The sequence below is a fragment of the Solidesulfovibrio carbinoliphilus subsp. oakridgensis genome, assembly GCF_000177215.2.
Classification (GTDB): domain Bacteria; phylum Desulfobacterota; class Desulfovibrionia; order Desulfovibrionales; family Desulfovibrionaceae; genus Solidesulfovibrio; species Solidesulfovibrio carbinoliphilus.
Genome location: NZ_CM001368.1, coordinates 36,592 through 50,309, shown reverse-complemented (window position 1 = coordinate 50,309; position 13,718 = coordinate 36,592). Strand labels below are relative to the sequence as shown.

Here is a 13,718-nt window from a genome sequence, read left to right as displayed (position 1 = left end):
CGCGCCACCGCCATGCCCCCCTTCCGTCCCCCCCTGCGCCGGCCCGGCCGGACCGGTTTCTGACCGCTTCGTGAACGACGACCCGCATGGAGGCCGTTTTTTTTCGCTTCCTGGCCGAGGAGCTGGCCGCCGTCCTCCCCGGCTGCCGGGTGGAGAAGGTCTTCCTGCCCGCGCCAAACGTCCTGTCCCTGGCCCTGTACGTCCCCCCGGGGCGCGAACCGGCCGGACTGGCCGGAAAAAGGACCGTCTACCTCCACGCCCGCTACGGCACGGGCCGCTTTTTCCTCTTTCTTTCGGCCATGAAGACGATCCAGCCGGACCGGGCCCCGGAACCGGCCATGCGCCTGCGCAAGCACCTGCGCGGCCGCCGGGTGGCGGGAGTCCTGGCCGACTGGCCGCGCCGCCGGCTGACCCTGGTCCTTGGCGGCGAGGGTCCGTCCCTGGTCCTTGATCCCCGCGCCTTTCCGTCCCTGGCGACCACGCCGCCCGTGCCGCCGGGGGCGGGCGACATCGGCTGGCCGCCGCTCGACGCCGTGCTCGGCGACCCGGACATCTGGCAGGCCCATCCCCACCTGTCGCCGGCCCTGCGCCGCCGGCTGGCCGCCCTGCCCCGGCCCGCGGCCGAGGCCGCCTATGCGGCCCTCCAAAACGGGGAGGCCCGGGAATTTTTCGTGCACTACCGGCAGGGCGAACCGGACGCGGTCTGGCCCCTGGCCTGGCCCGGAACAACGGGCGGGGAGCGGCCGGGAGTCCGCGCCCGGGCCTTTGCCACGGCCCTTGAGGCCGCGGCCGCCTTTGGCGAACCGCTGGCCTTTGGAGAGGTGTCCGGCCGGGAGGCCGCGCCCCGGCGGGCGGCCCAGGCGGCGGGCCAGCGACGGCTGGCCCGGGCCCTGGCCAAACTTGCCGCGGACGAGGAGCGGATGCTGGCATTTATTGCCCGCCGGGCCGAGGCCGACGCCCTGGCCGCCAACCTCCACCGCCTGGACAAAGACGCCAAGATGACTGCACTTTCCCTGCCGGCCGAGGATGGCGGCAACCTGGAGCTGCGCCTCGACCCGGCCCTCTCCGTGGTCCGGAACATGCAAAAGCTTTATCATTTGGCGGCCAAAGGGGAACGGGGCCTTCGCGCCATCGCCAAGCGTCGGGGGGACTTGCAAGATGGGAAAAAATACTTACAAGGTCGGGAACAAACCGCCGGCACCTCTGCGCCCTCCCGGACCCCGCCCGCGCCCCTTGCCGGGGTGGCGGCCCACGTCTACCGCACTTCCGACGGCTTTCTGGTCCTTCGGGGCAAAAACGCCCGGGCCAACGACCAGCTCCTGCGCCTGGCCAGCCCTTTTGATTTCTGGTTTCACGCCGCAGGCGGGCCCGGGGCCCACGTGATCCTGCGCCGGGACCATCCCGGCCGGGAGGTCCCCCGGCAAAGCCTCCTGGAGGCGGCCGGACTGGCCGCCCTGTCGAGCTTCGCGGCCGCGTCCGGGGCCGCGGACGTCATGATGGCCCGGGTGGCCGACGTGCGGCGCGTGAAGGGCGCGGCCGCCGGCCAGGTGTCGGTGGCCACGGTCCTCGAGACGCTGCGGGTGGCCCCGGACCCGCGGCTCGAAGGGTTGCGGGAACCCGCGTGAATCCGCTGATTCGCTTGTAGTTGGCGCGGGGTTGTATTAATTGCGTAACCGGACCATGCTCACGGCATTCGTACCGGGATAGCGTCATGAAATTATGATCGAAACGCTTGGCCACGAACGGCGGCTCGAATTCGACGACTCCGAGCTGGCCAGGGACCTGTTTGGTCCCCACAACGAAAATATCGCCCTGATTGCCGACAAATCCGGGGCGCGTCTCGACACCAGGGGCAGCGCGGTGATTGTGCGCGCCGAGTCCGAGGAGACGCTTTCCCATGTGGCCAATGTGCTGGTGCAGCTCTACGGCCTTTTGCGCCAGGGCAAGCCCGTCTATCCGGCCGACGTGGAACAGGCGCTCAGCGTCCTGGCCCGGGAGCCCGAGGCCAGCCTGCAGCGGGTCTACCGCGAGGAAAGCCTGGCCGTTTCCCCGAAAAAGACCGTCACCCCCAAGACCGCCACCCAGCGGCAGTACCTGGCCTCGATCCGCAAGCACGACCTGGTCTTCGGCATCGGGCCGGCCGGCACGGGCAAGACCTACCTGGCCGTGGCCATGGGCGTCGGGTTCCTGCTGGAGCGCCGGGTCAAGCGGCTGATCCTCACCCGGCCGGCGGTGGAAGCGGGCGAGAAGCTCGGCTTCCTGCCCGGCGACATGGTGGAAAAGGTCAATCCGTACCTGCGTCCGCTCTACGACGCCTTAAACGACATGCTCGACTTCCGGAAAGTCCGGGAGATGCTCGACACCGGGGTCATCGAGGTGGCCCCCCTGGCCTTCATGCGCGGCCGGACCTTAAACGACGCGCTCATCATCCTGGACGAGGCCCAGAACACCACGCCCGAACAGATGAAGATGTTCCTGACCCGGCTTGGGCTCGCGTCCAAGGCCGTGGTCACGGGCGACGTGACCCAGATCGACCTGCCCCCCCGCTCGGTATCCGGCCTGGTTGAGGCCAAACGGGTGCTGGACGGGGTGCACGGCATTGATTTCGTCTCTTTTACCGACGCGGACGTCATCCGCCATCCCCTCGTGGGAAGGATCGTACAGGCCTATGAGCGAGATAGTAGACAAGGTAAAACGGAAAATTAAGGGCCAGCAGCCGTCCCAGGCCTCCCAGGGGAGCCGTTGCTGTCCGGCGCCCCATGGGTTGCCGGGATTCGTTTTTTTCCTGGCCGCCGTTTTCACCTTGAGTTTCGTGGCCCGGCTCGGGCTCGACAATTCGGTCCGGCTGTTTACGGCCGGCGAGATCGCGACCCAGGACGTGGCCGCGGACCAGAGCCTCCAGATCGAGGATGTGGAAGCCACCAGCCGCAAGCGCGACCAGGTGGCCGATTCCCAGCCCCCGGTCTTCGACGTCAGCCCCCTGCCCTACGAGGCCCTGGCCAAAAGCGCCGAGGACATCCTGGCCTCGGTCCGCGCCGCCGGCGGCGAGGACCTGGAAAAGCTGCGGTGGCAGATCGCGGAGAACCTCAACACCGAAATCGGCAGTGACATCATCGAGGTCTGGCGGCAGGACGACTTCAAGGCCCTGCTCCAGGGGGAGGTCCTGCCCTGGCTCAAGCAGAACTACGAGCCCGGGGTCGTGGCCTCGACCGCGCTTTTCGCGCCGTTTAAAAACGGCGTGCTCATGCGCGATCTGCCCTCCATGATGGAGACGCTGCGCGTGGACACGCGCGACGTCAGGGACTTGAAGCAGATAAAAGACGACCTGGAGCACAAGCTCAAGGTGTCCATGAACAAGCCCTTTCGCCTGCGAAAGGCGGTCTATACCCTCATCTATCCCCTGCTCGCGCCGAACATGACCTTCAACCAGGACATCACCCAGGCCAGGAAGCGCGAGATCACCCGGGCCGTGGAACCGCTCTACTACATCATCAAGAAAGGCGAGGTCATCGTACGCCAGGGCGAGCGCGTGGGGCCGATCCAGCAGTTAAAGCTCCAGGCCCTCTATTCGCACCGCAAAGGGCCCTACAACCTGCTGCGCGCGTTCGGCGTGTTCGGCATGTGCCTCATGTTCCTGGCCGTGCTCTACATCTCGCTTGAACGCTCGGGCATAAAGCGCATCCGCAGCACGGACTGGGTCTTTCTCGGCGTCATCCTGCTCATTTTCGGCATGCTGGCCAAGGTGGCCGACGTGGTCACCCTGCCGGGCGGAGGGGGGCTGCCCGAGGCCACGCGCTCGATCTACTTCGCCTTCAGCCTGCCCATGGCCGGCGCGGCCGGCATCCTGGCCCTTTTTTTCTCCAAGCGGCTATGCATCCTGGTCAGCCTCATCCTGTCGTTTCTGGCCGCCAACATGGTCTACGGCGGCATCGGCATCTTCTGTTATTATTTCGTCGGCTCCATGATCTACATCTACCTCATGAAGCGTTCCGAAACCCGGTCCCAGGTCCTTAAAAGCGTGCTGCCGCTCCTGGCCTCGCTGTGCGCCATCTGGCTGTCGGTCAACCTCATGGAGCTGGGCGACCCGGCCATGGCCGGCACGGGCCTGGTCTTCGTGGCCCTGTCCTCGTTCCTGTCGCTTTTGGCCGTGGTCGGCATCGCCCCGATCATGGAACTCATCTTCGGCTACACCTCGCGGTTTCGCCTGATGGAACTCCTGAACCTGGAGCAACCCCTGCTCCAGGAGCTGATGGTCAAGGCGCCCGGCACCTACCACCATGCGCTCATCGTCTCCAACATGGTCGAGGCCGGGGCAAGGGCCATCGGGGCCAATCCGCTCCTCGGCAAGGTGGCGGCCCTGTACCACGACATCGGCAAGCTCAAAAATCCCCATTATTTCATCGAAAACATCTCCTGCAAGGAGAACCGCCACAACAAGCTCGCCCCGTCCATGAGCGCGCTCATTTTGATCGCCCACGTCAAAAAGGGCGTGGAGCTGGCCCGGGAGCACCGGCTCGGCCAGCAGATCACGGATCTGATCGGCCAGCACCACGGCACCACGCTCATCGCCTACTTCCACCACAAGGCCAAGGAACTGGCCGAATCCAAGGGCGACGACCCGGTGCGCGAAGAGGACTACCGTTATCCCGGCCCCAAGCCCCAGAGCAAGGAAGCGGGCCTCATTCTCCTGGCCGACGCCATCGAGGCCTCGAGCCGGACCCTGGTCGATCCGACGCCGAGCCGCATCAAGGGACACATCCAGAACATCGTGCGCAAGATCTACACCGAGGGCGAACTCGACGAATCCCAGTTGACGCTCAAGGACCTGACGCTTTTGACCGACACCTTCCACCGCATCCTGACCGGCATCTTCCACCAGCGGATCGAATACCCGAGCGCCAAGGCCGTGGAGGCCAAAAACGGCAAGCCCCGCGAGGAGCCGGTCTGCGCCGTGGATCCCAAGACCGCGGAACACGCCGCATGATCGGGGTGGCGCGCGGGCTTTTCGCGCCCGGCCTTCCGGGGACGCGCTTCGAGATCGGGGCGCTTTGCGGCCGGGTGCTGCGTGCCCTCGACCTTGACGGCCGGGAGTACGACCTGCGGCTGGTCGGGGATGGGGAGATGGCGGCGCTCAACCGGGACTATCTCGGCCTTGTCGGCCCGACCAACGTCCTGAGCTTTCCGGCCGACGATCCGGGCCGGCCGGAGTATCTCGGGGAAATGGCCGTCAGTCTCGACACGGTGGCCCGGGAGGCCTTTCTCTACGGCCAGGAGCCGGCCACCCATCTGGCCCGGCTCCTGGCCCACGGATTTTTGCACCTGGCCGGCCTCGACCACGGCCCGGTCATGGAAGCCCTGACCGAGCAGGCGGTGGAGGCGGTTGCGGCCGACGGCCAAAGCTTGCCGGCCTGATCCGCCGGCCGTCCCGGACGCTTCCCCCTGCTCAGGCCGTGGCGGGCAGGAGGTCGAAGGGGGCGGTGAAGCAAAACACGCTCCCCTTGCCCGGTTCGCTGCGGACCTCGAGGGTGCCGCCCATGGCGGCGGCCAGCTTGCGGGCGATGGCGAGCCCCAGGCCCGCGCCGCCGAAACGGCGGGTCATGCTGCCGTCGGCCTGCCGAAACGGCTCGAAAATGGTTTCGAGCTGGTCCGGGGCCAGGCCGATGCCCGTGTCCCCCACGGCAACCGTCAGCAGCACCGGCGAATCCCCCTCCCCGGTCCGGCCGGCGGACACCTCGCCCAACGGGCCAAGGCCCACCACCACTTCCACCATTCCCTCGTTCGTGAACTTGATGGCGTTGCTTATAAGCGCGGCCAGCACCTGGCGCAGGCCGCCGCCGTCCCCGACCACCGTGTCCGGGGCCTGCGGGCTGATCTGCCAGCGCAGGGACAGGCCCTTTTTGAGGGCCGCGGAGCCGAAGGAATTGACGGCCCCCTGGATGATGTTGTTGAGACTGAACGGCGTGCGCCGGGTCTCCGTGTCGCCGGAATCCAGGCGCGAGAAATCGAGGATGCTCTCAAGGAGGTCCATCAGGATGTGGGCGGCCTCCTGCAAGGTTTCCACCTGCCCGCGCTGCTCGGGAGGCAGGGCGGCGGCCTGGAGCAGTTCGGCCATGCCGAGGATGCCGTTTAGGGGCGTGCGGATCTCGTGGGACATGTTGTCCATGAACTCGCGCTTGAGGCGTTCGGCGGCCAGCGTCGCCTCCTCGGCCAGCCGCCTGTCGGTCACGTCCTCCATGAGCCAGATGGAGCCGGCCTGGGGCCGGTCCGGAAAAAGGACCTGGCCGATGATGCGGCACCAGAAATCCGTGCCGTCGGCCCGGCGCATGACCCGCACCGTGTCCACCCGCTCGCCCCGGCCGAGAATCGGATAGAACTCCCGGCCGAACGCCTCGAAGGCCTCCCGGTCGGGATAGAAGGCCGCGGTGGAAAGGCCGAGGATGGAGCCGCCGGGCCGGGCGAACAGCTCGTGGAAACGGGGGTTGGCCCGTTGCACCACGCGTTCGGAAACGAAGGCGATGCCGATGGGGCTGTTTTCCAGAATCAGGTTGACGGTCCGCAGGGATTGTTCCAGGGCCTGTTCGGCCTTGTGCCGCTCCTCGATCTGGCGGCGCAACTCCTGGTTGGCCTGGCGCAGGTCCTCGGCCTGTTCGCTGACGTCCTTTTCCAGTTCGTTGCGGGTGAGCCGGGCCTGGGCTTCCCGCTGCTTGTGCCCGGTGATGTTGCGGGCGGTGCAAAAAAGGCCGGCCGCCTGCCCGGACGCATCCGCAACCGGGGTTTTGAGCACCTGCAGCCAGACCGTCCGGCCGTTTCGGGCCACCTCGTATTCAAAGGAGTCGGACCGGCCGCCGGCCAGCACCGACCGGTCGGCCCGGGTATGGCGTTCGGCGTTTTCGGGGGGAAAGAGGTCCGCGTCGGTGTGGCCGACAACGGCTTCCCGGGAGAGCCCGAACAGGCGGCAAAAGGCCGTGTTGGCGTACCGGTAGACGCCGGAGGCGTCCTTGAAGAAAAAAAGGTCCGGGGAAGCGTCCATCATGGCCCCGGCAAAAGCCGGGTCGTCCCAGAGGGGTGGCGTGTCCGTCATAGGCCCGGCATACGGCAGCGCCGGCTTTTTGACCAGGGGGTCGCTCCCATGCTCCCGGCCACAGGGACCGCACAGGAAGGAATCGGGGGGTGCCCGCCATTGCCGGGGCAGGCAAAATATGGTTAGTTCCAGCCCGACGTTTTCGCGGCCCGTCCGGCCGCCAGGGAGTCCTCATGGAAAAGGTCCTGCTTTCGATCGTGGTTGCGGCGCTTCTGCTCGCTTCCCCGCTGGCGGCCACGGCGGCCGGACCGGCCCCCCAGCCGGCAGCCGCCGGGGATGGCGCTCCCGAAGCCGCCCCCGCCCCGGCCAAGGCCCGGCCCTCCACCGTCAAGACCGATGCGGCCGAAGCCCGCTACCGGGCCTGGGTGGACCGGGAGCACGCCAAGGACGCGACCGAGTTCGCCAAGGACAAGTCCAAGATCGAGGACAAGTACAAGGGTTACGTCAAGCCCCAGCGGGAGAAAAAGGACGCCAAGACCGGGCAGGCTCCGGCCCCGGGAAACTAGCCAGCCCCGCTTCCCCTTTCCGACGTTCCCCCACCGGGCCGGCCAGGAAAGCCGGCCGGCCCGCCAGACGATGCCGCCGAGTCCAAAGTTCCCCTACGCGCCGCAGAGCGCCCCGGCCATGACGCCGGCCACGTCGCCGAGTTCCGGACACACGGCAATGCCGGCCCGGGCCAGGCAGGCCAGCTTTTCCGTGATGCCGCCCGGCCGGTCGAGAAGGGCCCCGGCATGGCCGAGGGTGCGCCCCGGCGGGGCCGTCAGCCCGGCCACGAAGGCGGCCACCGGCTTGGGATAGCCGGTCGCGGCCACGTGGGCGGCCAAATCCTCCTCGGCGTAGCCGCCGACCTCGCCGACGACCATGACGGCCCGCACCCGCTCGTCATGGCGCACCATTTCGCACAGTTCCACGAATCCCGCCCCGCCGAACGGATCGCCGCCGATGCCGGCCACCACGGCCTGGCCGATGCCGGCGGCGGTAAGCCGTGAGCAGACCTCGTAGGCCAGGGTGCCGCTGCGGGAAAAGACCGCCACCGGGCCGGGCGAAAACGGCTCCCCGGGCATGATGCCGGCCTGCATCCGGCCCGGCAGGCAAAGGCCCGGCGTGTTGGGGCCAAGGAGCAGCGTGCCCTGGCCGGCCAGGGCCGTGCGCACGGCCAGCATGTCCTTCTGGGGCACGCCGTCGGTGATGCACACGATCCGCCGGATGCCGGCCTCGGCCGCCTCCAGGACGGCGTCGGCCGCCCCGGGCGCGGGCACGAAGAGGACGGACAGGGCGATGTCGTGGTGGCGAACCGCCTGGGCCACGGTGCCGTAGACCGGAATCCCGTCCACGGCCGTACCGCCCCGAAACGGCGTCACCCCGCAGGCCACGTTGGTGCCCCCGGCCACCATCCGCCGGGCGTGGAGCCGGCCGGCCCGGCCGGTCAGGCCCTGGACCAGCACGCCGGACGTTTGGTCGAGGTCGAGAAGCGAAGGCAGGGAAGGCGTGGTCCGGCGGGCCATCCCCGCGTCTGTCGGCGCAACGGCCGGCCGGTCCCGGCAGGCCTCGGCCAGGGGGATGGAAAGCGGCCGCCTGGGGCCGACCGGAACGATTTCCGAGAGCAGGGCCATGGCCTCGTCCATGTCCCCGGCGACCAGCAACGACGGCAGCCCGAGCCGGCGCAGGCGGGCCGCCCCGGCAGTCGCCCCGTTGCCGGCAAAGCGCACCACCACCGGCCGTGGCGGCGGCGCGTCGGCCAGGGTCACGGCCAGGGCCTCGGCCACGTCGAGACACGACAGGATGCCGCCGTACATATTGACGCAGCAGGCCGTGACGTTCGGGTCGGCAAAGATCAGGTCAAAGGCGGCCGTGAGGCGCGGGGCGTCGGCCGCGCCGCCGAAATCCAGGAAATTGGCGGCCGAAAGCCCGGCCGTGTCCAGGGCGTCCATGGTGGCCATGGCCAGGCCGGCGCCGTTGGCCACCAGCCCCACCCGGCCGGCCAGGCTCACGAAAGACAGCTTGTGGGCCACGGCCCGCCGCTCCGACGGGGTGGCGAAGCGGTCGTCCCCGAACCGGGCCAGGGCCGGGGTGACGCAGACGGCGTGGTCGTCGACCACCACCTTGGCGTCCAGGGCCACGAACCGGCCGTCCGGAGTCACGGCCAGGGGGTTGATCTCGGCCAGGAGCAGACCGTAGGCGTCGACGGCCGCGAAAAGCCGGGAGAGCAGGGTAAAAAAGGCCTCGAACCGCTCCGGCTCCAGGCCCAGGTGGAAAAAGGCGGCCCGGCCGAGCCTCGGGGTCAGGGCAAAGGGCGGCGGCACGTCGAGGACGAGCAGCTCCTCGGAGCCGGCCAGCCCTTCCACGTCCACCCCGCCCTGCCGGGCCACGGTCAGGCACAGGGCCTTGCGCTCCCGGGAGACGCCCAGGGACAGGTAGACGGCCCGGTCAAAGGGCACCACCGGCTCCAGGCGCAAAAAAGGCGGCGTCTGGCCGCCAAGCGAGAGGCCGAACAACCCTTCGGCCGCGGCTTCGAGCCCGGCCGGATCGTCCAGCCGGACCACCCCGCCGGCCTTGCCCCGGCCGCCGGAAAGGGTCTGGGCCTTCAAGTACCAGGGCGCGGCAAAGGGCGGCACGAACCCGGCCGCCTCGCCCGGACCGAGGGCCAGTCCCGGGGGCGTCTCGATGCCGGCCTCGGCGAAAAGGGCCTTGCCGGCGTGTTCTGTCAAGAGCATGGCCGGTCACTCCTTGGAATTGGGCGGCCGGCCGGTTCGCCCCGGCCGCCGCCCCGGCTTCTCCCGGCCTTCCTATCCTGTTTCCGTGGGAAAAATCCAGGGGTTGCCAGGCGGCTTCAGTCTTCGGCCATGATGTCGGTCAGGTCCATGCGCTCCTCGTCCTGGCCGTTTTCGCCGCCCGTTCCGGGCACGGCGATGGGCTGGCCGAGCTTTTTGCGCGCCTCCTGGTAGCCGAGGTTGAAGGCTCGCAAATTGGCGGCCCGGATCTTTTCCGGCAGCGTCGCCTTGAGGCTTTTGCGCATGGCGTCGGGCCGGGCAAACGGGAGCAAATAGGCCACCGCGCCAAGGGCCACCACATTGGTGGCCTGGGGCACGCCCACCGTGTCCCGGGCCAGGTCCGTGAAGGGGAGGCCCAGAAAGACGTTGGACGGGGTCTGTTTGACCAGCCCGGTGTCGATCAGCAGCGTGCCCCGGGGTTTCAAGTAATGGTAGTAGATGCCGACCGCCTCCTGGGACAGGGCGACGAGCAGGTCCAGGTATTCGGTCTTGGGGTAGCTGATGGGCTCGGAGCTGACCACCAGGTCCGACCGGCTGGCCCCGCCCCGGGCTTCGGGACCGTAGCTCTGGGTCTGGGTGACGTAGTAGCCGTGGTAAAGGGCCAGGGCCTGGCCAAGCAGCTTGCCCATGGTCAGGATCCCCTGGCCGCCCAGGCCCGAGAGCCGGATCTCGTAGCGGGAAAGCGTCAGATCCTCGCCGTTCACGCGGCACCTCCCTTTTTCTCCCGCAGCCGGCCGCACATGGCGGCGTAGCGGGTCTCAAGGCCGGGGGCGTCGCGTTTGACGAACACGCCAAGGGGAATCCTGCCGTCCTTGTTTTCGAGCTTCTCGTAGGCTTCGCGCGGCACGGCCCGGTCTTTGAGCCACTTGAACATCTCCACCGGGCTTTTGAACCCGTTGCCCCGGCCGTACTGGGTGAAGCACGGGGAAAGGGCCTCGACCAGATTGAAGCCCGGCTGGCTTATGGCCGCGGCGATGAGCGCATCGAGGGCCTTGACGTGGTAGACCGTACCCCTGGCCACGCCACTGGCCCCGGCCGCTTTGGTCAGTTCCACGATGTCAAAGGCGCTCTCCAGCTGGCCTTGCGGACTGGTGTGGGACCAGGCCCCCTCGGGCGTGGTCGAGGAGCACTGGCCGCCGGTCATGCCGTAGATGAAATTGTTGAGCACAAGCGCCGTCACGCCGATGTTGCGCCGGGCGGCGTGGATCAGATGGTTGCCGCCGATGGAAAAGGCGTCCCCGTCGCCCATGACCGCGATGACGGTCAGATGGGGGCTTGCCATCTTGATGCCCGTGGCGATGGTGAGTGCCCGGCCGTGGGTGGCGTGGACGGTGTTGAAGTCCACGTAGGCGGCGATGCGGCCGGAGCAGCCGATGCCGGCCACAATGACCACGTCGTCCTTGGAAAGCCCCAGGGCGTGGACGCTTCGAACCAGCGACCCGAGCACAATGCCGTGGCCGCAGCCCGGGCAGAAGACCAGGGGGAATTTCTTGTTGTGGCGCAGGTACTGGTGGATGAGCTGGGTGACTTCGGCCATGTCACGCGATCTCCTTGAGAATTTGCGACGGAGTGATGATCTGGCCGTCGATGCGGTTTATGGTGCGCACGGTGGTCAGGCCCTCGTTGACCCGTTTGACCTCGCGGGAGATCTGGCCGACGTTCAGTTCCGGCACCACCACCAGCCGGCAGGTCCGCATGAGCTTTTCCACGTGGGTCCGGGGAAAGGGATAGAGGGTCTTGAGCACCAAGAGTCCGGCCCGGACCCCGGCCTCCCGGGCCTGCTTCACGGCGAGCCGGGCCGAGCGGGCCACGCAGCCGTAGGCGATGACCAGGACCTCGGCGTCGTCGGTGTCCACGGCGTCCACGAGCTGGATGTCGTGGAAAAACCGGTCGATCTTGCGAAACTGCCGCTCGACCAGGGCCCGGACCTCCTCGGGCCGGGCGGTCGGAAACCCGAGGGGATCGTGGGTCAGGCCCGTGACGTGGAACCGGTAGCCCGTGCCGAGGGGCGGCATGGGCGGCACGCCGCGAAGCGTCTCCTCGTAGGGCTTGTACCACTCGGGCGGCATGGTCGGGACCAGGCGGGAAAAGATCTCGAAATCGCCCGGTTCCGGCAGCTCGATCTTCTCCCGGGTGTGGGCCGTGATCTCGTCCAGAAGCAGGATGACCGGAGTGCGGTATTTCTCCGCAAAGTTGAAGGCCGCCACCGTCATCTCCAGGCACTCCGGCACGTCGGCGGCCGACAGGACGATGATCGGGTGGTCGCCGTGGGCCCCCCACCGGGCCTGCTGCACGTCGCCCTGGCCGGGGCTGGTCGGGAGCCCCGTGCTGGCCCCGCCGCGCATGACGTCAACCACCACAAGCGGCGTCTCGGTCATGGCGGCGTAGCCGATCTGCTCCTGCATGAGCGAAAAGCCCGGGCCCGAGGTGGCGGTCATGGCCTTGCGGCCGGCCAGGGACCCGCCGATGACCGCGCCCATGGAGGCGATCTCGTCTTCCATCTGCAAAAAGACGCCATCCGGCACCGCCGGCAGGCGGCGGGCCATGGTTTCCATGATTTCCGTGGACGGGGTGATGGGATAGCCGGCGTAGAAGGTGCAGCCGGCGGCCAGCGCCCCCTCGACCACGGCCTCGTTGCCGAGCAGAAAGGCCTCGCGCCGTTTCTTGCGGACCTGCTGGGTCACGGCCTGCCCTCCTTGTCGCCGTTAGGGGTCCCGCCCGGCCGGGGGGACGGTTCGGGTGCGGTTTCGGACGCGGGAGGGGGCGCGGCTTCGGGCGCGGCCTCCGAGGGGAACTCGGGCGGCGGCTTGGAGGGCGGTTCGGCCGCCTCGACGGACTTGGGACCGCACCGGCCGTTGCCGTTTGGCGGCACGACCATGACGGCGAAGTCCGGGCAGTGGGGTTCGCAAAAGCCGCAGTTGATGCAAGCCTCTTCGGCAACGACCCGGGCCTTGCCATCGGACCCGAGCGCGAGTACCTGTTTCGGGCAGAATGCCACGCAGATGCCGCAGCCTTTGCACCAGTCGGGGTAGACGATGACGCGGTTTCGACCTGTTTTCGACTCGGTCATGGCACCATCCCGGAAAGAGGATCAACGATTGGACCGGACTGTGCCGTGTTCGTCGAAAAGTGGCAATGCGCGCGGCTGTCTTAATTTTCCGCTCGACGAAATTGAAAAATTCCCATAGGGCGATAAAACTTTTTTTCGGAGGTTGACGTTATGGTGGCAAAAGGCCGGATGTTCTGTCTGCGGGCGCTTGTCGCGCTGTGCTGCGTTCTGGCCGCAACCCTGGGAGGCGTGACCGCCGCCCGGGCCGAGGGAGGAAAACCCATGGTCAAACTGACGACCAGCAAAGGCGACATCGTAATCGAACTGGACAAGGAAAAGGCTCCGGTGACGGTTGAGAACTTCCTCAAGTACGTCAAGGCCGGCCACTACGACGGCACGGTCTTCCACCGGGTGATAAACGGCTTCATGATCCAGGGCGGCGGCATGGACAAGGCCATGAAGGAGCGGTCCACCGAGGCCCCGATCCAGAACGAAGCCGACAACGGCCTGAAAAACAAGGCCTACACCCTGGCCATGGCCCGCACCGGGGATCCGCATTCGGCCACGGCCCAGTTTTTCATCAACGTGGCCGACAACGGCTTCCTGGACCACACCGGCAAGAACCCGCAGGGCTGGGGCTATGCCGTGTTCGGCAAGGTGACCTCCGGCCAGGACGTCGTGGACGCCATCAAGGCCGTGCCGACCATGACCAAGGGCTTTCACGAGAACGTCCCGGTCGTGCCGGTGGTGATCGAAAAGGCCGAAGTGGTCAGCGAGTAGTTTTTCCGCTGCCCGGCTTGAAAAGGCCGTCCCGGGA

General features: G+C 67.9%; 12 protein-coding genes. 6 read left to right on the top strand and 6 right to left on the bottom strand.

All coding sequences use genetic code 11. The features are described 5' to 3' along the window. Positions 1-86: 86 nt before the first annotated feature. The 4 genes from DFW101_RS00205 (at position 87) to ybeY (ending at position 5,412) form a co-directional block, all read left to right on the top strand. Positions 87-1,625 (top strand): NFACT RNA binding domain-containing protein, encoded by a 1,539-nt coding sequence (locus tag DFW101_RS00205; protein WP_009179516.1) that lies wholly within the window; start codon positions 87-89, stop codon positions 1,623-1,625. A gap of 94 nt (positions 1,626-1,719) precedes the next feature. Continuing rightward, the gene (locus DFW101_RS00200) at positions 1,720-2,706 is read left to right on the top strand and encodes a PhoH family protein (RefSeq protein WP_009179515.1); all 987 of its coding nucleotides are present in this window, start codon (positions 1,720-1,722) and stop codon (positions 2,704-2,706) included. Beyond that, entirely contained in the window at positions 2,669-4,984 is a 2,316-nt protein-coding gene (locus DFW101_RS00195) for an HD family phosphohydrolase (protein ID WP_009179514.1), read from the top strand. The genes DFW101_RS00200 and DFW101_RS00195 overlap by 38 nt, the downstream gene beginning before the upstream one ends. Beyond that, positions 4,981-5,412, top strand: a complete 432-nt coding sequence (gene ybeY, locus DFW101_RS00190; protein ID WP_009179513.1) for an rRNA maturation RNase YbeY — start codon at positions 4,981-4,983, stop codon at positions 5,410-5,412. The genes DFW101_RS00195 and ybeY overlap by 4 nt, the downstream gene beginning before the upstream one ends. Positions 5,413-5,443: 31 nt before the next feature. On the opposite strand, the gene DFW101_RS00185 is transcribed toward ybeY, so the two are convergent. Beyond that, the gene (locus tag DFW101_RS00185; protein ID WP_009179512.1) at positions 5,444-7,081 is read right to left on the bottom strand and encodes a PAS domain-containing sensor histidine kinase; all 1,638 of its coding nucleotides are present in this window, start codon (positions 7,079-7,081) and stop codon (positions 5,444-5,446) included. Between the two features lie 173 nt (positions 7,082-7,254). Between DFW101_RS00185 and DFW101_RS00180 the strand changes: the two genes are divergently transcribed. Further along, positions 7,255-7,587: a hypothetical protein gene (locus tag DFW101_RS00180; protein WP_009179511.1), complete on the top strand. Its 333-nt coding sequence runs from the start codon at positions 7,255-7,257 to the stop codon at positions 7,585-7,587. A gap of 93 nt (positions 7,588-7,680) precedes the next feature. Here the strand turns inward: DFW101_RS00180 and DFW101_RS00175 are convergent, their stop codons facing one another. The 5 genes from DFW101_RS00175 to DFW101_RS00155 all read right to left on the bottom strand — a co-directional run bounded on the left by DFW101_RS00175 (position 7,681) and on the right by DFW101_RS00155 (position 12,922). Next, positions 7,681-9,795 (bottom strand): ATP-grasp domain-containing protein, encoded by a 2,115-nt coding sequence (locus tag DFW101_RS00175; RefSeq protein ID WP_009179510.1) that lies wholly within the window; start codon positions 9,793-9,795, stop codon positions 7,681-7,683. A 116-nt stretch (positions 9,796-9,911) separates the two neighbouring features. Continuing rightward, positions 9,912-10,556, bottom strand: a complete 645-nt coding sequence (locus DFW101_RS00170; protein ID WP_009179509.1) for a 2-oxoacid:acceptor oxidoreductase family protein — start codon at positions 10,554-10,556, stop codon at positions 9,912-9,914. Then, a complete protein-coding gene (locus DFW101_RS00165) occupies positions 10,553-11,389 on the bottom strand; it encodes a 2-oxoacid:ferredoxin oxidoreductase subunit beta (protein ID WP_009179508.1) in 837 nt (278 codons plus the stop codon). Before DFW101_RS00165 ends, DFW101_RS00170 begins: the two co-directional genes overlap by 4 nt. 1 nt (position 11,390) lies before the next feature. Further along, a complete protein-coding gene (locus DFW101_RS00160; RefSeq protein WP_009179507.1) occupies positions 11,391-12,536 on the bottom strand; it encodes a 2-oxoacid:acceptor oxidoreductase subunit alpha in 1,146 nt (381 codons plus the stop codon). Further along, positions 12,533-12,922 (bottom strand): 4Fe-4S dicluster domain-containing protein, encoded by a 390-nt coding sequence (locus DFW101_RS00155; protein ID WP_009179506.1) that lies wholly within the window; start codon positions 12,920-12,922, stop codon positions 12,533-12,535. The genes DFW101_RS00160 and DFW101_RS00155 overlap by 4 nt, the downstream gene beginning before the upstream one ends. A gap of 150 nt (positions 12,923-13,072) precedes the next feature. Here DFW101_RS00155 and DFW101_RS00150 point away from each other — a divergent pair, with 150 nt between their 5' ends. Then, positions 13,073-13,681: a peptidylprolyl isomerase gene (locus DFW101_RS00150; protein WP_009179505.1), complete on the top strand. Its 609-nt coding sequence runs from the start codon at positions 13,073-13,075 to the stop codon at positions 13,679-13,681. Positions 13,682-13,718 lie beyond the last annotated feature (37 nt).